General features: G+C 70.0%; 19 protein-coding genes. 5 read left to right on the forward strand and 14 right to left on the reverse strand.

Annotation, left to right across the window (positions count from 1 at the left end; genetic code table 11):
- Nucleotides 1-16 precede the first annotated feature (16 nt).
- A complete protein-coding gene (locus tag AB0H76_RS25735) occupies nt 17-451 on the forward strand; it encodes an SRPBCC family protein (protein ID WP_357328860.1) in 435 nt (144 codons plus the stop codon).
- A 4-nt stretch (nt 452-455) separates the two neighbouring features.
- On the opposite strand, the gene AB0H76_RS25740 is transcribed toward AB0H76_RS25735, so the two are convergent.
- Both AB0H76_RS25740 and AB0H76_RS25745 read right to left on the reverse strand, forming a co-directional pair.
- Nucleotides 456-1,271: a MerR family transcriptional regulator gene (locus AB0H76_RS25740; protein WP_357328863.1), complete on the reverse strand. Its 816-nt coding sequence runs from the start codon at nt 1,269-1,271 to the stop codon at nt 456-458.
- 46 nt (nt 1,272-1,317) lie between these two features.
- Nucleotides 1,318-1,836, reverse strand: a complete 519-nt coding sequence (locus AB0H76_RS25745) for a hypothetical protein (RefSeq protein ID WP_357328866.1) — start codon at nt 1,834-1,836, stop codon at nt 1,318-1,320.
- Nucleotides 1,837-2,017: 181 nt separating this feature from the next.
- Here AB0H76_RS25745 and AB0H76_RS25750 point away from each other — a divergent pair, with 181 nt between their 5' ends.
- The 3 genes from AB0H76_RS25750 (at nt 2,018) to AB0H76_RS25760 (ending at nt 3,658) form a co-directional block, all read left to right on the forward strand.
- Entirely contained in the window at nt 2,018-2,356 is a 339-nt protein-coding gene (locus AB0H76_RS25750; RefSeq protein ID WP_357328868.1) for a YbaB/EbfC family nucleoid-associated protein, read from the forward strand.
- A gap of 8 nt (nt 2,357-2,364) precedes the next feature.
- The gene (recR, locus tag AB0H76_RS25755; protein ID WP_357328871.1) at nt 2,365-2,973 is read left to right on the forward strand and encodes a recombination mediator RecR; all 609 of its coding nucleotides are present in this window, start codon (nt 2,365-2,367) and stop codon (nt 2,971-2,973) included.
- A 67-nt stretch (nt 2,974-3,040) separates the two neighbouring features.
- Nucleotides 3,041-3,658, forward strand: a complete 618-nt coding sequence (locus AB0H76_RS25760) for a LysE family translocator (RefSeq protein ID WP_357328874.1) — start codon at nt 3,041-3,043, stop codon at nt 3,656-3,658.
- Nucleotide 3,659: 1 nt separating this feature from the next.
- Here AB0H76_RS25760 and AB0H76_RS25765 read toward each other — a convergent pair whose 3' ends face one another.
- From AB0H76_RS25765 to AB0H76_RS25815, 11 genes are all read right to left on the reverse strand, one after another.
- Nucleotides 3,660-4,292, reverse strand: a complete 633-nt coding sequence (locus AB0H76_RS25765) for a hypothetical protein (protein WP_357328877.1) — start codon at nt 4,290-4,292, stop codon at nt 3,660-3,662.
- A gap of 34 nt (nt 4,293-4,326) precedes the next feature.
- Nucleotides 4,327-4,533, reverse strand: coding sequence for a hypothetical protein (locus tag AB0H76_RS25770; RefSeq protein WP_357328880.1), 207 nt, complete (start codon nt 4,531-4,533; stop codon nt 4,327-4,329).
- Nucleotides 4,534-4,629: 96 nt separating this feature from the next.
- Nucleotides 4,630-4,968 carry a cupin domain-containing protein gene (locus AB0H76_RS25775; protein WP_357328883.1) on the reverse strand — a complete coding sequence of 113 codons (339 nt, stop codon included), beginning with the start codon at nt 4,966-4,968 and terminating at the stop codon, nt 4,630-4,632.
- 77 nt (nt 4,969-5,045) lie between these two features.
- Nucleotides 5,046-5,486: a hypothetical protein gene (locus AB0H76_RS25780; protein ID WP_357328886.1), complete on the reverse strand. Its 441-nt coding sequence runs from the start codon at nt 5,484-5,486 to the stop codon at nt 5,046-5,048.
- A gap of 102 nt (nt 5,487-5,588) precedes the next feature.
- On the reverse strand, nt 5,589-6,302 hold the full coding sequence (locus tag AB0H76_RS25785; protein ID WP_357328889.1) for a DUF2637 domain-containing protein: 714 nt from the start codon (nt 6,300-6,302) through the stop codon (nt 5,589-5,591).
- A gap of 69 nt (nt 6,303-6,371) precedes the next feature.
- Entirely contained in the window at nt 6,372-7,082 is a 711-nt protein-coding gene (locus AB0H76_RS25790) for a glutamine amidotransferase (protein WP_357328892.1), read from the reverse strand.
- A complete protein-coding gene (locus AB0H76_RS25795) occupies nt 7,079-8,314 on the reverse strand; it encodes a MurT ligase domain-containing protein (protein ID WP_357328895.1) in 1,236 nt (411 codons plus the stop codon). Before AB0H76_RS25795 ends, AB0H76_RS25790 begins: the two co-directional genes overlap by 4 nt.
- Before the next feature lie 55 nt (nt 8,315-8,369).
- Nucleotides 8,370-9,011, reverse strand: coding sequence for a pyridoxamine 5'-phosphate oxidase family protein (locus AB0H76_RS25800; protein WP_357328898.1), 642 nt, complete (start codon nt 9,009-9,011; stop codon nt 8,370-8,372).
- An 18-nt stretch (nt 9,012-9,029) separates the two neighbouring features.
- A complete protein-coding gene (locus AB0H76_RS25805; protein ID WP_357328901.1) occupies nt 9,030-10,775 on the reverse strand; it encodes an FAD-dependent oxidoreductase in 1,746 nt (581 codons plus the stop codon).
- A gap of 262 nt (nt 10,776-11,037) precedes the next feature.
- Complete coding sequence (locus AB0H76_RS25810; protein ID WP_357328904.1) at nt 11,038-12,243, reverse strand: RICIN domain-containing protein; 1,206 nt, start codon at nt 12,241-12,243, stop codon at nt 11,038-11,040.
- 72 nt (nt 12,244-12,315) lie between these two features.
- A complete protein-coding gene (locus tag AB0H76_RS25815; RefSeq protein WP_357328907.1) occupies nt 12,316-13,281 on the reverse strand; it encodes an EamA family transporter in 966 nt (321 codons plus the stop codon).
- Nucleotides 13,282-13,408: 127 nt separating this feature from the next.
- Here AB0H76_RS25815 and AB0H76_RS25820 point away from each other — a divergent pair, with 127 nt between their 5' ends.
- Nucleotides 13,409-14,305 (forward strand): LysR family transcriptional regulator, encoded by an 897-nt coding sequence (locus tag AB0H76_RS25820; protein WP_357329900.1) that lies wholly within the window; start codon nt 13,409-13,411, stop codon nt 14,303-14,305.
- Between the two features lie 63 nt (nt 14,306-14,368).
- Here the strand turns inward: AB0H76_RS25820 and AB0H76_RS25825 are convergent, their stop codons facing one another.
- Entirely contained in the window at nt 14,369-16,258 is a 1,890-nt protein-coding gene (locus tag AB0H76_RS25825) for an AAA family ATPase (RefSeq protein WP_357328910.1), read from the reverse strand.
- Nucleotides 16,259-16,436: the final 178 nt, after the last annotated feature.

The following is a 16,436-nucleotide window of genomic DNA, read 5'->3' on the forward strand; positions in this document are numbered from 1 at the left end:
GACAGAGGAGCTCATTGTGGGACAGGTCAGCGCCAGCAGTTCGATCGCCGTCGCGGCGGAGCCGCAGCGCGTGCTCGACGCCATCGCGGACTACCAGACGGTGCGTCCGCGCATCCTCAGCTCGCACTACCACGACTACAAGGTGGTCGAGGGCGGCACCGGCGCCGGCACGGTGGCCGAGTGGACCCTGCAGGCCACCAAGGATCGCTCGCGCAACGTGCAGGCCGTGGTCTCGGTCTCGGACTCCATCGTGACCGAGCGGGACAAGAACTCGTCCATGGTCAACACCTGGACCGTCACCCCCGACGGCACCGGCTCGCAGGTCACCCTGCGCACCACCTGGCAGGGCGCCGGCGGCGTCAAGGGCATCTTCGAGGGCATCTTCGCCCCGCTCGGCCTGAAGAAGATCCAGGCCGAGGTGCTGGAGAACCTGAAGCGCGAGATCGGCTGATCCCTCAGCGCGGGCGCACCGGCCAGCAGACCTCGGTGCGGTAGGCGCTCGGGTCGGCGGTGTCCCCGGGCGAGGTCGGGTACAGCTCGCGGACGGGTTCGGTGAGCGCGGTGTCGTGTTCGGCGACGTAGCTGCCGAGCGCGCCGTAGGTGCGGTCCAGATCGTCGAAGGCGCCGCTGTGCACCGCGACGGCGAAGCGCCGCGCGGGCAGTTCGACGACGGCCAGGCCGTCCGGCACGTCGAAGCGCGCGTCCGGCGGGATCGGGACGAACGCGACGACTCGGCCCCGATCCTCGGCGAAGAAGTCCATGGCGTAGGTGGCGCCGGCGACCCCGGCGGCGCCGACGCCCGCGCCGGCCAGCGTCCGGTACAGCGTGCCGAAGGACGCGGCGCACCACGCGCCGATGTCCGCGCGGGCGACGTCACCGGCCACGGCCAGCGCGGAAAACGCTGGGACGGAACGATATTCGACGCTGACCGGCGCGGACGGCGTGAGCAGCGCGCGCAGCGAAGCCACCACATCGCGGGTGCGCAGCAACTGCGCCTCCATCCGTTCCAGGTGCGCCCGCAGCGCGGCGTCGCGGGAGCCGGCGTCCGCGGCGTCCAGCACGGCCTTGATCTCGGGCAGCGGCATCTCCAACTGCCGCAACCGCCGGATCAGATGCGCCTGCCCCACCTGCTCGGTGGAGTAGCGCCGATACCCGGACCCGGCGTCCACCGCCACCGGTTCCAGCAGCGCGATGTCGTGGTAGTAGCGCAGCGTTTTCACGCTGAGATAGCTGAGCCGGGAGAACTCACCGATCGAAACGGTCGCCGTCATGGGTCCAGCGAACACCCTGCTCGCCGCGAGCGTCGAGTGGCCACGTTCAGTAGAGGACGAAGGCCAGCAGCAGCACGGTCTGCAAAGCTCCGCGCCACCACGAGTACCCGTACCAGACCCCGGGCGTGACCTCGCGGATCTCGTCGTACACCGGCGGCGTCGGCGAGGGCAGGTAGTCCAGCGCCCAGGTTTCGCGGCCGTCGAGGTAGCCCGGCGCGCGATAGACCTCGGCCCGCCAGGCCTCGACTCCCGCCCCGGTCACCCGATTCATCAGCCAGCCGCCGTCGGGCCCGGTGTAGAAGGTCTTGCCGATCCAGGCGCCCGCCGCCGTGCCGCTCGTCGCCGCGGGCCGCACCACCCAGCCGTTCTTCACGCCCTGCGGTACCGCGCCCGCCTCGGCGGCGCGGAAGATCGCGTCCTGCTGCTCGGCGGAGCAGTGGAAACGCAGGGCGGCCACGGTCGCCGCCTTGTCCTGCGGCTCCAGCACGCAGCCCGCGCCGTAATCCACGGCGGGTAAGACCTCGCCCGCGCCCGAATCCGCCGCGGCCACGCCGCTCGGCAACATCAGGGAAAACGCAAGCGCCCCAAGGGAAACAATCCGGGCTGTACTCATAATCCGACTCCGAAAACCGCGCTGTACTTCGAACCGATCGCAGGATATATGCCCTGCGGAGGGCGTCTGAACCTCGAACATCGGAAGGACTAGGCTCGGCGGCAGACAATTTCCTCGACGCGAAGGACAAACCGTGCAACCCGGTGGTCAGTTCGATATGCAGCAATTACTCGCGCAGGCGCAGCAGATGCAGCAGGCGGTGATGGAGGCGCAGGCCGAGATCGCGGCGTCCGAGGTCGAGGGTCAGGCCGGCAACGGCCTGGTCAAGGCCACTATCAAGGCGACCGGCGAGGTGGTCGCGCTGACCATCGATCCGAAGGTCGTCGACCCGGAGGATGTCGAGGGTCTGCAGGATCTGGTGATCGGCGCGATCAACGACGCCATGGCCAACGCGCAGCACCTCGCGGCCGAGAAGCTCGGTCCGCTCTCCGGCGGCATGGGCGGCGGCATCCCCGGCCTCCCCGGATTCTGAGGTAACCGTTGTACGAGGGTCCGGTCCAGGATCTGATCGACGAACTGGGCAAATTGCCCGGCGTCGGGCCGAAGAGCGCGCAGCGCATCGCCTTTCACCTGCTCTCGGTGGAGCCGCCGGATATCGACCGGCTGACCGCCGCATTGCAGAAGGTGCGCGACGGCGTGCAGTTCTGCGTGGTCTGCGGCACCGTCTCCGACAACGAGCTGTGCCGGATCTGCGCGGATCCGCGCCGCGACCGCACGATGATCTGCGTGGTCGAGGAGCCCAAGGACGTGCAGGCGATCGAGCGCACCCGCGAGTTCCGCGGCCGCTATCACGTGCTCGGCGGTGCGCTGGATCCGCTCAGCGGCGTCGGCCCGGATCAGCTGCGTATCCGGGAACTGCTGGGGCGCATCGGTAATCAGCAGGACGGCGTCGATGTCAGCGAGGTGATCATCGCGACCGACCCGAATACCGAGGGCGAGGCGACGGCCACCTATCTGGTGCGCATGCTGCGCGATTTCCCCGGGCTGTCGGTCACCCGGCTGGCCTCGGGCCTGCCGATGGGCGGCGATCTGGAGTTCGCCGACGAACTCACCCTGGGCCGGGCCCTGTCCGGCCGCCGTGCGCTCTAACTGAACATATTGCTACGGAACCCTTTCGGGGGTTGCGCCGGTTCGCCGGCGCGTTACTGTGCGGGTGATGAGCATCGAATTCTTGTTGACCACGCTCGTCATCTGCGCGACCCCGGGCACGGGCGTGCTGTTCACCTTGGCGGCGGGCCTGTCCCGGGGCACCCGCGCCAGCGTGATCGCGGCCTTCGGCTGCACCCTCGGCACCGTCCCGCACATGCTCGCCGCCATCACCGGGCTGGCCGCGCTGCTCAACGCCAGCGCCGTGGCCTTCCAGACGCTGAAGTATCTCGGCGTGCTCTACCTGCTCTACATGGCGTGGAACACCTTCCGCGACAAGGGCGCGCTGGCCGTCCCGGAGCAGCAGGCCGGGCCGGCGCCCTCGGTGCGCAAGGTCATCACCTCGGCGATCCTGCTCAATATCCTGAACCCGAAGCTGACGATCTTCTTCTTCGCCTTCCTGCCCCAGTTCGTGCCGAGCGGCTCGCCGAACGCCCTGATGCGGATGCTGGAGCTGTCGGCGATCTTCATGCTCGCGACGTTCCTGGTGTTCGCCGTCTACGGCGCCTGCGCCGCCGCGGTCCGCAGCCACGTCATCACCCGGCCGGTCGTGGTGACCTGGATGCGGCGGGTGTTCGGGGCCTCGTTCATCGCCCTGGCCGGGCGGCTGGCGGTGCAGAACCAGTAGGTCAGAACTGGACTCGGGACCAGTGCGCCGCGCGCGGCGAGCCGGTGGCCCAGGCCCAGATCAGGTCGCTGACCTCGGCGGGGTCGGCGGTCTCCAGGCCGAAGTGCGAGGCGGCGGACCCGTCGCGGTACTCGACGGTGTACTCGCCGTTCGCGGCCCGGTAGGTCTGGATGTAGTGCTCCGGCGCGCGCTCGGCGATCAGGAACGGATTCGGGTCGGCCAGCTCCGGAACCCACTGCGCGACAAGGGCTTCGGTGAGATAGGGGAACTCGCCCGCGCCGCCGTGCGTGACCGCGACCTCGACTCGGTCCGCCGGGTCGAACAGCCAGGCCAGCTGCGGGTCGTAGAGGGCGTAGTCCCGCGGCGTCGCGAGTTCGAACAGCAGGTTCCGGACGAAGCCGATGGCGTCGTAGGGGCAGGAGACGTGCAGCACCGTGCCGGACGGCGCACCGCCGACGGTGTCGGTGCCGAGGAAGGTGTCGGCTTCGGGTAGTTCGGCGTTGCGCTTGTTCAGTTCCGCGGCCAGTTCCGCGACCACGTCGCTCTCGGGCTGCCCCTGCTGCGCGCTCAGATAATCGTCGACGTCGGCGATAGTGGCGGCTCTGGAGGGCAGTAAGAGGTGGTCGTAGTTCACCAGCCCAGGCTACGGGGCGGGATCGGCGCAGGTCTCAGGCGGTGGAGTGGGACGCGCGGCCCCGGGTGCAGGCGCAGCCGCCGGCGATGTCGGTGCAGTCGACGATGAAGGTGTGGCGGGCGTGCTCCGGGTCCGCGCAGTTCTCGTCGGTGCATTCGGGGCGCTGTGCCAGATGCAGGACGAGGGTGCCGTGGCAGTGGTCGATGGCGGATGCGCAGGAATGGCAAGGCGATAGTCGCATTCTGACCTCCTGGGCGAGATCGGGTGGTCCTACCGTCCTATCACCGACCGCGCGAGTGCGGTGGGACCCCGGGTGCGTGTCGGGGAAGTGCGCAGTTCAGGGGGCTTTCGGCTGGTCGTAGTTGAAGCCGAAGGCGCGCGCGCCGGTTTCGGTGCGCGGACGGTGGCTGGTACCGGGTGCGAAGAAGAGATACGAGCCGGGACCGTAGGTGTGCGCGCCGTCGATGACCGTGCCCTCGACGACGTAGTAGGCCTCGCCGTAACCGGTGTGCTCGTCCACGCCGGGCCACTCGGCGCCGGGTGCGAGATCGATCACCCAGGGGCGAATTCCGGTGGTTCCCGGCAATTCCCGGGCGTGCACGCCCGGCCCGATCTCGACGCGGTCCACGGCGTCGATATGGGTCGCGAGCGTGGGTCCGGTGATCTCGGTCGGCATACCGCGATCATGGCGGAAATCCGGGGCCGGGGAAAGTGCGCGGCCCGAACGCGGAGCCGCGCACTACGTTCGGATGGTCAGCCGAGCCCGTTGAGGCCGACGCCGTTGAGCACCGGGATCTTCTCCTCCAGGGTTTCCGGCTGCTGCCACTGGGTTTGGGCCAGCGTCTCCAGCACGCAGACCAGCAGCAGTTTGCGGCCGCGCTGGCCCGGGGTCGGCTCGATCTCGCGCACGTCGCCGCCCGGAATCTGGGAGCGGATTCCCTTGCGCGGTTCGGGCTCGGACAGCAGCCAGAACAGCTCCGGGCCGACCAGGATCTGCTGGCCGCCGGATTCGTTGAACCAGCGACTGGACCACTCGATCAGCAGTTCCGTGAACGCCTCGCCGCTGCGGGTCCCGTCGGTGAATTGACTCAGTGCGGTCTTCCGGTCGTCGCTGCATTGAATTACCGAAGCCAGCCGCCGCGCGACATCACGGAACTGATCGAAACCCTGGTCCTGCCAAACTGGTTGCGCCATCGTGCTACTCCATCGAAGTAATTGAGCGTGGCTGAGGTGAGCGATACGGCAGAGCGTGAGCGGTACAGCGGCGGCGCCGAGTGTAACGTGCGGCGCCGCCGGTCAGCGATCGGCTCCTGAGCTGCCGGCCGACGAAAAGCTGTGCGGCATCATATTGGCCTGCCGCACCGCCGCGGCGAGGGGGCTGAGGCGCACCGGCGGGCTGGGCACGACGGCGGCGGTCAGCGCCGCGCGCTCGGGCTCGAAGACCTCCTCGCGCGGCCTGCCCTCGGTGTTCGGCTCGATCCAGGTGGCGAGGTGCTGGTCGGTGGTCATTTCCGGTTCGGCGGCCACCGATTTCGGTAGCCGGCTGCGCGCCCACAGCAGCAACGTGAGATGCACCGCGAAGAGCATCGTCAACGGCATGCCCGCGTAGATCGCGACGGCGACCAGGCCGCCGCCGATCTCGCGCGCGTATTGGATATTGCCCGCCACCGACACCAAGGTGGAAAACGCCAGCAGCATTGTCGCGTACCACCAGCCGAGGCTGTTCTTACGGAACGACGCGGTGGCCACAATGGAGCCGATCATCAATCCGTCGATCGCCAAGGGCACATTCGACGCCAGCCGCGGCTCCACGAGATTGTGTACCGCGAGATTGTGCAGTGCCGCGAACGACATCTCGAATGCCTTGAATGCCACCACGGCCGAAACGAGCACCGAGGCGTGCAACGGCCGCAGCCGAAAATCGCCGAACCGGCCGGACAATGGCCGACGACCCGGCTGCACCGGTTGCGCACCGTTCGCGGTTGCCCGCTCCTGTGTGATCGTCGTCATAGGCGATCAGGGTAATCCGCGACTGATCCCAATGTCGGGCCGGGTAGCGGGATTTCGGGAATTCCGCCGTCAGGCGCGCAACCGTTCGCGACGAAGTTGCTCGACCTCGGGCAGCCGCAACGGTTCCAGGTCCGAAACACCCAATGCGCGCGCCAGCAGCAAATCCGCCAATTCCGGATTCCGGGCCAATGCCGGACCGTGCATGTAGGTGCCGATCACCGAACCCTGCACGACACCCTCCACGCCGTCACCGACGCCGTTGCCGACACCGCGGGTGACGCGCGCCAGGCCGGTGGCATCGGCGCCGAGAGTGGTGCCGCCGCGGTGATTCTCGAAACCGGTCAGCGCGGCGGTGAGGCCGGACAGCAGCGGCGTGGTCGTCACCTCGCCGATCGCGCGGACGGCCTGCGGGGCGGTGGTGACGTCGATCATGCCGACGCCCTCGACGCGTTCGCCGGTGGAGGTCTCGTACCAGTGGCCGAGCACCTGGATGGCGGCGCAGATCGCCAGCACCGGAGCGCCTTTCGCGGCGGCCTGCTGCAGGCCGGGATAGCGCTGCAGGTGCCGGGTGGCCAGCCGCTGCGCGGAATCCTCCGCGCCGCCCAGGGTGTAGATATCCAGGGAATCCGGCACCGGGTCGGCCAGCGTGATCTCGACGACCTCGGCCTGGTACCCGCGCATCCGCAGCCGCTGCCGCAGCACCAGCGCGTTACCGCCGTCGCCGTAGGTACCCATCACATCCGGCAGCACCAAACCGATTCGCACGGTCGACTCACTCATTTGCGCGCCTCCAGATCGCGGTTCAAGTCGCGGAACGCGGTGTAGTTGGCCAGCACCTCGACGTGCCCGTCCGGGCAGGAGGCGATGGCGCGCACCGGATCCGGCACCGTGGTGTGCTCGACACCGGCGTAGGTCAGGCGCACCGCGAGGTCGGTGGCGCGCTCACCCGAGGCCACCACCTGCACGCCCTCGAAATGCTCGAACCGCACGTCCCAGAGCCAGGACAGATCCTCGCCGTCGGGCACCTGCCCGTTCACCGCGATCACCAGGCCCGCCGAGGTGGGCTCGATCATGGACAGCGCTTCCTGCCAGCCGGCCGGGTTCTTGGCCAGCAGCAGCCGGGCGTCGTGCGCACCGACCTGCACGGTGCGGTAGCGGCCCGCGATCTCGCGCACGGTGCCGGTGGCCTCGGCGGCCTTGGCGGGTTCGGCGCCGAGCGCGACGGCGGCGGCCACCGCCTGCGCGGCATTGCCCCGATTCGCGCGGCCGGGCAGCGCGAGCGTCAGCGGCAGCCGGACACCGTCGGGACCGAGCAGCTCGTCGCCATCGAGCCACCAATCAGGTTGCGGCCGCTCGAAATCCGTGCCGGTGCTGCGCCAGTGCGCACCCTCCCAGGCGATCGGCTCGCCGCTGCGCGGGCAACTGGTCGCGTCCACGGCCCAGCCGCTGCCGGCGGCCACCCACACCACCTTCGGATGGTCGTAGGCGATCGAGGCGATCAGCACGTCGTCACAGTTGGCGATGACCACGGTGCCGGGATGCCGGGCCAGGCCGGCCCGCAGCTTGCGCTCGATCATGTTGATCTCGCCGACCCGGTCCAGCTGGTCGCGGCTGAGGTTCAGCAGCACGACGGCGGCGGGATTCAGCGCGTCGGTGACATGCGGCAGATGCAGCTCGTCGACCTCGATCGCGGCCAAGTCGACACCCTGGTGCACGCTCAGCGCCGCGACGATGCCCGCATCCATATTGGCGCCGTCGGCCTGGGTGGCGACCTTGCCGAGGGTGCCCAGCGCGGCGGTGGTCATCCGGGTGGTGGTCGACTTGCCGTTGGTGCCGGTGACCAGCACCGTGCGCCGGCCGCGGCCGAGCTGCTCCATGATCGTCGGATCGATTTTCAGCGCGATCAGGCCGCCGATCATCGAACCCTTGCCACGCCCGGCTTTCTGTGATGCCCACGACGCCGCCGCCGCCGCTCGCAGGGCGATCCGCCCACGCACCGTTATGTCTGCCACGGGGCGAGTCTAGGAGGTATCGGAATCCGGTGCCGCGCCGCACTTCGATATCGCGTCAACCCTGATAGAGCTTGGGCTCGTAATTCTCCGGGGCGTAATACTGCTCGAGCTGCTCGACGGTTTCGGTGACATCGGGCTGCAGATCTTTCACCAGCTGGGCCGGCGAGGGCAGGTCGCCGGTCGACCACCGGTCCGGTTCCCAGAGGTGACTGCGCATAAAGGCTTTGGCGCAGTGGAAGAAGATCTGCTCGATCTCGACTTCCACGGCCAGAATCGGCCGGTGCCCGCGCACCACCATGTCGTCGAAATAGGCGGCTTCGCGCACCAGGTGCGCGCGGCCGTTGACGCGCAGCGTTTCCTTACGGCCGGGGACCAGGAAGATCAGTCCCACATGGGGATTGCTCAGGATATTGAGGTAGCCGTCGGCGCGGCGATTACCGGGACGTTCCGGAACGGCGAGGGTGTGATCATCGAGGACGCGCACGAAACCCGCCGGATCACCTTTCGGGGAGGCATCGCAATTGCCCTCGGCATCGCTGGTGGCGAGGATCAGGAAGGGGGAGGCGGCGATCCAATCGCGGTCCCGGGCATGCAGGGTGACGCGTTCCTTGCTGACCGCGCGAGGGACCGGGTCCCCGAGCAGGCGGCGCAGCTCGGCCGGGTCGGTGATCGCGGTCTTCTCGGTGATCTCGCCCATAAGCCATTCAAGCAACAATCACAGGGGCGTGTCGAACATATTCGGCTGTCCGCTCGCGTACCGGCCCGCGTCGACCAGCCGCAGCGGCTCCAATTCCGCGGCCCGGTACAGCGTGTACTTGCGGCAGCGTTCGGCGTTCGAACCCGCCACGTCGAGCAGGGCGTTCACCGCGGCGCGCGCGGATTCGTTGGCGCCCTCCATGGTCGCGAGGTCCACGTTGGTGCGCACGTAATCGCCTGCCAGGAAAAGGTTTTCGAGCGCGCCGTGCGGTTCGGGGCGGCAGTCCCAGGAGCCGGCGGTGTTGATCAGCAGCGGGTCGGCGTTGGCGTTGCGCCCGTTCTGCCAGGTGATGCCCGGGTCCAGGAACCAGGAGTGCAGGGCGTCCTCGCGCAGCGCCTCGCCGACGTGCGCGCGCATCTGCGCCCACACCTCGCGGGCGATCTCCTGGTGCGTGCACTCCTTGGCCGGTTTGCCGTACAGCACGCCCGGGGTGTTCCAGTCGGAGATGTCGACCGACAGGCAGTCCTGCACGGTGCCGTCACCGAAACCGGCGAGCTTGGAGCTCCACAGCTGGTTCTGGCTGATCGAGGTCAGCGACCACGGTGCGTCCACGTAGGCGGTGTGGCCGCGCGAGATCTCGGAGGGTGTGCGCAGATAGAACTGGATGCCGGCCATCCAATCCACGAAAAGCCGGTCCATCGCGGCCAATTCGGGCCGCACCGCGAGCACGTCGGGTGACCAGAGGGCGCGGGCGTGCTCGGCGGGCAGCGCAACCACGAAATAGTCGGCCTCGATGCTGCGCTGCGCGCCGCCCTCGACGATCTGCGCGGCGGTGATCCGCCGGTCCCGGACCTCCAGCCCGCGCACCTCCGCGCCGAGCGCGAACCGCACGCCCAGCTCGGACAGCCGGCGCGTCCACGGATCGATCCAGGCGGCGTTGGTGGGGCCGTTCAGCACCCGATCCAGCGCGCCGTCGTTGCCGACCTCGAACGGGTTGCCCAGGAACTGCTCACCCATGTTGCCGATGGTGCGCACGCTGGCGATGTTCTCCTTGGCCGCGACCATGATGCTGGTCAGCGCGCGGGAGATGAGGGCACGGAACTCGTGCGACCGGCGATTGCCGCCGACGTAGTCGAACCAGGACATGTGCTCCCACTGCCCGAACCGCCGGGCATCGGAGCTGGTGTTGTACACGAGCAGCCGGTTGGCGAAGTACAGCCCCTCGGCCGCGGGCATTTTCAGCGCCGTGGATAGCGCGGCGCCGACCGTTTCCTGGAACGCCGCGGGCGTGGGCTCGATCCGGGCGCGCAGGCCCAGCGGGAGCCGGAAGTCGTCGCCGTCCCGGCGGGCGAAGCGGGCCTCGGAGACGGTGACCAGATTGTTCCAGACGCCATTCGCGTTGCCCGCGACCGGAATTCGGCGCATGGTGTCCGGAATGTGCTGGTAGAAGCCGGGAAAGAAGCGAAAGCCGTGCTCACCGGGCAGATCGGGCCGGCCGCCGGATCCGGTGCCGGGCACCGGAACGCTGCGGGCCTTACCGCCCAGCGCTCTTCGCTCGTAGACGGTGACCTGGAATCCGCGCTCGGCCAGCTCGTGCGCCGCGGTCAGGCCGGCGACCCCGCCGCCGAGCACCGCGACCCGCGGGCCACTCGGATTCGCCGCCGCGCGCCCGGCTCCGGCCGCGCCGGTAGCTGTAGCAACCCCCACTGCCGCCGCCCCGCGCAGCATCGAGCGCCGCGAAACGGTCCATCGCTGATCTGCCATGAGCTTCTTCGCTGCCTAGCCTCGCCGCTGCTACGTCCCCTGCCGCACCACTGTAAAGCGACGATTGCGAAGCCTGGAGACCCACCCTCTCGAGACCTCATCGCACCCGGCCGCGCCGGGGATGGATAAGGAGGCGCAGCCGATGGGGTGGGTAAATACAGCGCTCCGGCCGATCACAGGGGTACGGCGACAGACATTACCGGCCGTGGCGTCAGGCGTGAGCAGATTCGTGGCATACCGAACACCGCCGCGACAGCCGAACCTACTTGTCGCCCGGCCCCTTCCACTGCTGGGCGCCGGAGCCGTCACACGGACGCAGCGCCGCGAACTCGCCCTTCGCGGTCAGGCAGCGCCCGGTGGCCTTGTTCGTGATCGGCCCGTTCGGCGCCCGGTTCCACTCCTGCGCGGGGGAGCCGTCGCAGGTGGCGGCCTCCACCTCGGACGAACCGGTCGCGCTGAGACAGGCGAAGTCCGAACGCACGGTGTGGTCGGCCGCGGCCACCCACGCCTGGTTGCGCTTCTTCTCGCACTTGCCGATCCGGAGTTCGCCGGTCGAGGTGCCGGCGGTCAGGCAGTTGCCGCCGGTGGTGGTCAGGCGCGCGCCGACCGAGTTGCCGACGCCGAGGCGGTGCGTGCTGTCCTGCCCGGTGTGGTCGGCGCCCGCGACGACCTGCACCTGGTCCGGGCAGCCGCCGCCGATCGCGGTGCTCGCCACGGTGCCGGTCACGCTGCCGGCATTGGCCCGGGGTGCCTCGAAGTGGGCCACCGAGTACGGCTCGTCCAGGCAGGTGGCGGCGCGGTTGTTCCAATCCCAGTACTCCACCCAGTTCGTCACCCCGTCGGGCTTGATGGTGGCCCCGGATCCGACCTTGATGCTGCCGATGGTCATGGTGTGGTGCTCGGTCGCGTCCTCGACGCGGGCCTGGTACCAGCCGTCGCCGTCGGGCGCGATGTGGAACAGGTAGAGGTGCCCGGGGGCGAAGCGCTTGTCGATTCGGCAGCTGCGGCCCGGTGCGCCGTCGGTGTCGGTGCGGCAGTAGGCGCCGTTGTCGCCGGGGCGCGCGTCCTCGGCGCCCCAGAGCGAGAACAGGAACATGCCGCGGCCGTCGACATGGGCCTGCATCCCGGCGTAGCCGCTGTGCGTGGTGAATCCGAACTGGTTGGACCAGAACACATTTCCCAGACCCGGGTCGGTCGTCACGGTGACGCCGAAGGTGAGGTCGGTCAGGGGTTGGTCGCCCATCCGGTAGGACGCGGAACTGCCCGGCGTCGCGCCCTGCTCCGCGGTCGGCGGCGCGCCGATCTCCTGGGGCGGCTGCGGCGATTGCGCGGGCCGCTGCACCCGGGGCGGTGGTGGTGGCGGCTGGTCCGGCTCGCCGTCGGCGATGGCGCAGGCGCCGGTCGAGGCGACCAGCAGTGCCGCCGCGACGCCGGCGCAGGTTCGCGTGGCCGGAATTCGTTGGCGCATCGGGTGATGCTAAACCGCTATGACCGATATGGCCGGTTGCCCCGCTGGCGGGTGGGCCGGCGGGGCTCGGCGTCAGGCTTTCGCGAGGGCCGGGCTCGCCTCGACGTCGGCGGCCGGTGTCGGGTCCAGCGCCGCGGCCTGCGCCGGCGCCACGGCCTTCGCCCGGGCGCCGGCGGTGGTCGCGGTGAAGGCGCCCGCGATGACGATCAGGCCGCCGACCACCTCCCAGGCCGAGGGCCGCTCACCCAGCGCGGCCCAGGCCGCGGCCATACCGACCACCGGGACCAGCAGCGTCAACGGTGCCACGGTGCCCGCGGGGTAGCGGCTCATCAGGTAGGTCCACATGCCCGAGCCCACGATGGTGGCCAGCACGGCGATGTAGGCGACGGCGATCAGCGCGTGCCACCAGCTGGGTGCGCCGAAATCGGTCAGCGCGTGCAGGCCGGCGGTCGGCCCCTCGGCCAGGACCGACAGGGCGAACAGCGGGATCGGCGGCACCACGGCCATCCACAGCGTCAGGTGCATCGTGTTCACCCCGCCCCCGGCGGCGGCCTTGCGCGAGCCCAGGTTGCCGAACGCCCAGCCCAAACCGCCGGCCAGGGTCAGCAGCAGCGGCAGCAGCGCGGCCGACTGCGCCCGGTCCACACCGATCACCACCATGCCCGCCACGGCCACGCCCAGACCGGCCAGCTGGATCGGCCGCAGCCGCTCGCGCAGGAAGATCGCGCCCAGCACCACCGTGAACGGCGCCGAGGATTGCAGCACCAGCGAGGCCAGGCCGGTCGGCATCCCGGCCCGCATGGCGCTGAACAGGAACGCGAACTGCAAGGTGCCGAAGCCGAACCCGTAGAGCAGCAACCACCGCAGCGGCACCTGCGGCCGCGGGACGAACAGCACCACCGGAATCGCGAGCACCGCGAAGCGCAGCCCCGCGAAGAAGAACGGCGGGAAGTGGTCCAGGCCCACGCGGATGGCGGTGAAGTTCACGCCCCACAGCAGGACGACGGAGAGGCCGATCAGGCGGTCGCGATTGTTCACGCCCCAATAGTCTGATTCGCAAAGCTTCAGAACAATCGAAATAAATTGGACTATCAATACAGTAGTGCTTCACTATGCAGGTCGGAAGCACGCGTGATCCCGGGGAGTGAGGTCTGTCATGTCGCAGCTGGCGGTGGATCGCCTGCGGGTCCTGCGCGAATTCGCCGATCGCGGCACCATCGGCGCGGTTGCCGAGGCGCTGTCGATGACACCCTCTGCGGTATCGCAGCAGCTGAAAGTATTGGCCAGGGAGGCCGGGGTGCAGTTGCTGGAACCCGACGGCCGGCGCATCCGGCTCACCGACGCGGGCCACGCGCTGGTCGTGCGCGCCGACGAGGTGCTGGCCGCGCTGGACCGCGCGGTCGCCGAGATGGCGCACTACCGCGCCTCACCGCGGGGGCGGGTCCGGGTCGCGCTGTTCCCGTCCGGTGCGGCGCTGCTGCTCCCGCACGTGCTGCCCGCGCTGGCCGACAGCGGCGTCGACATGGTGGCCAGCGACGAGGATCTGCCGCCCTCGGAAGCCTCGCGGCTGCTCGCCGACTACGACGTCGTCCTGACCCACCGCGACGAACGCGCGCCCAGTCTCGCCGGCCCGCGCATCGCGACCCGCGTACTCATGCGCGAGCCCACCGATGTCCTGGTCGCCCCGGATCATCCGCTGGCCGGCCGCACCGAGGTGAGCCCGGCCGAACTGGCCGACGAGACCTGGATCAGCGTGCGCGGCGGCTTCCCCGTCGACGACGTGCTGCGCTCGATCGCCAACCTCACCGGCGTCCGCCCCCGCATCGCCCAGCGTCTGAACGACTTCCGCGTCATCGAGACCCTGGTCCACTCCGGCTACGGCATCGCCCTGATGCCCCGCTTCGCCGTCGCCCACCCCGACCTGGTCCTGCTGCGCCTGTCCGGCGTGCGCGCCGCCCGCCTCTACGAGCTGGCCACCCGCCCGCACGCCGAGAAACGCCCGGCGATCGCCGCCGTCCTAGCGGCTTTCGAAACCGCTGCGCGTCGCATCACCGCGGACTGACCCTGCCGCAACGCGAACGCGGCCCGGCAGCGAACTGCCGGGCCGCGTTCACGGATGTGTGTGTCAGTGCCGGCCCATGGGCGGACCCGGACGGTACTGCTGGGACCCGATGTAGCCGAAGTCGTCGGCGACCATCGCCGCCAGCTCCAGCAGGGCGCGCCGGGTGGGCTTGCTGACCAGTTCCAGGTCGATCTCCGCGCCCTCGGCGAGGTGGTCGTCGAAGGGCACGACCTGCACGGCGCGGGTGCGGTCCAGGAACAGCTTGCGTAGCTGGTCCAGGTCGACGGTGGAGGCGCCGCGCCGGGAAGCGTTGACCACCACCACGGTGCGCTCGACGAGCTTGCCGTAGCCGTGGTGGTCGAGCCAGTCCAGGGTGGCCGAGGCCGACCGCGCGCCGTCGATGGCGGGGGAGGTGACCAGCACCAGGGAGCTGGCCATATCCAGGACGCCGGACATGGCCGAGTGCATCAGGCCGGTGCCGCAGTCGGTCAGGATGATGTTGTAGAAGGACTGCAGGATGCCGATGGCCTTGCGGTAATCGGCCTCGCTGAACGCCTCGGAGACCGCGGGATCCTGTTCGGAGGCGAGCACTTCCAAGCGGCTCGGGGCCTGCGAGGTGTGCGCCCGCACGTCCGAGTAGCGCGAGATGTGGTCGTCCTCGAGCAGGTTGCGCACGGTGGAGCGGGTCTGGCGCGGCACCCGGTGCGCGAGCGTGCCGAGGTCGGGGTTGGCGTCGATGGCGATGACGCGGTCACCGCGCAGCGAGGAGAAGGTGGAGCCGAGGCCGACCGTGGTGGTGGTCTTGCCGACGCCGCCCTTGAGCGACAGGATCGCGATCCGATAGTCGCCGCGCACCGGCTGATTCACGCGCTCGACGAGGTCGCGATGCACCACGTCGGCCGCGGACTCACCCGGGTTGATCATGCCGCCGGACGCCGTGTGCACCGCGCGCCGCCAGCCGCCGCGCGGCGCCTTCCGCGCGCGCTTGAGCAGATTCAGGTCGTTGACCGAATGCCCGGACTGACCCGGCTGACTCATGTGCTGCGGCTGGAACGGCTGCCCCTGCCCGGGCGGCGGACCGCCCTGCCAGGGCTGGCCGGGACCCGAATACCCGCCCGGGCCTTCGGGACCGGGGTATCCACCCGGACCCTGCGGCCCGCCGGGGCCCTCCGGCCCGCCGTACCCGCCTGGACCTTGCGGCCCGCCGGGGCCTTCAGGCCCGCCGTACCCACCTGGGCCCTGGGGCCCTTCCGGGCCGCCGTAGCCACCCGGACCCTGCGGCCCGGCGAATCCGCCCGGACCCTGCGGCTGCTGGAACATCTGCTGCTGCTGGGGCGGCGGACCGCCCTGCCAGGACTGACCGGGCCCGTTCGGATCGCCCATCCCCGGCGGCTGGAACGAAGGCTGCATCGGCGGCGGTGGCGGCGCCCAGCTGTAGATGGGGCCGTCCGAAGGCTCCTGCGGCGCACTGACTTCGGGCGGCGCGCTTTCCTGCGGGACGCGCCGGACCAGCCCGTCGGGGCCGATCTCCTGGCGGTAGTCGTCACCGTAGCGGGGGCCGGTGTGGTGTTCGGGCACCTGCTGCCCGCCGGTCGGGTACTGGCTGGGCGGCGCGAATTGGCCGCTGCCGGCGGCGAACTGCTGCTGCTCCGGCGGCGCGTAGCCACCCGGCGGCTGCGGCGGCGCGAAACCGTCCGGCGGCGGGGGCGGCGCGAAACCGTCCGGCGGGCCGTAACTCTGGGGGCCGCCACCGGCGTAGGCCGGCTGGTCGGACGGACCGGCCGCGAACCCGGCGAACTGCCCGGGCTCCGGCTGCGCGCCGGAATCCGGCTCCGCTTCGGGGTTCTCGGGCGTCTCGGTGGATTCGGCGGCGACCGGCTCGGACGCGGGCTCGGCGGCAGGCTCGGAGGGCTCCTCCGGCGCCGCGGGCGACTCGCTGGTCTCCTCCGCCATGTCTGTGGCAGGCCCAGCCGCCGGACTCTGCAGCCAGGGCGGAGAGGTCGGGTTGTGGTCGTTGTTTGTCACAGTTCCCCCATCTGCTCGTATCGAGCAGAGAGCTCGGCGCTTGAGTGCGAATCCACGCTAGCACGCGGTTCAGCGGCCCGCGCCTGCGTATTGGCGGTGGTATATG

Origin of the sequence: Nocardia sp. NPDC050712 (genome assembly GCF_040654295.1) — a bacterium.
Lineage (GTDB): Bacteria > Actinomycetota > Actinomycetes > Mycobacteriales > Mycobacteriaceae > Nocardia.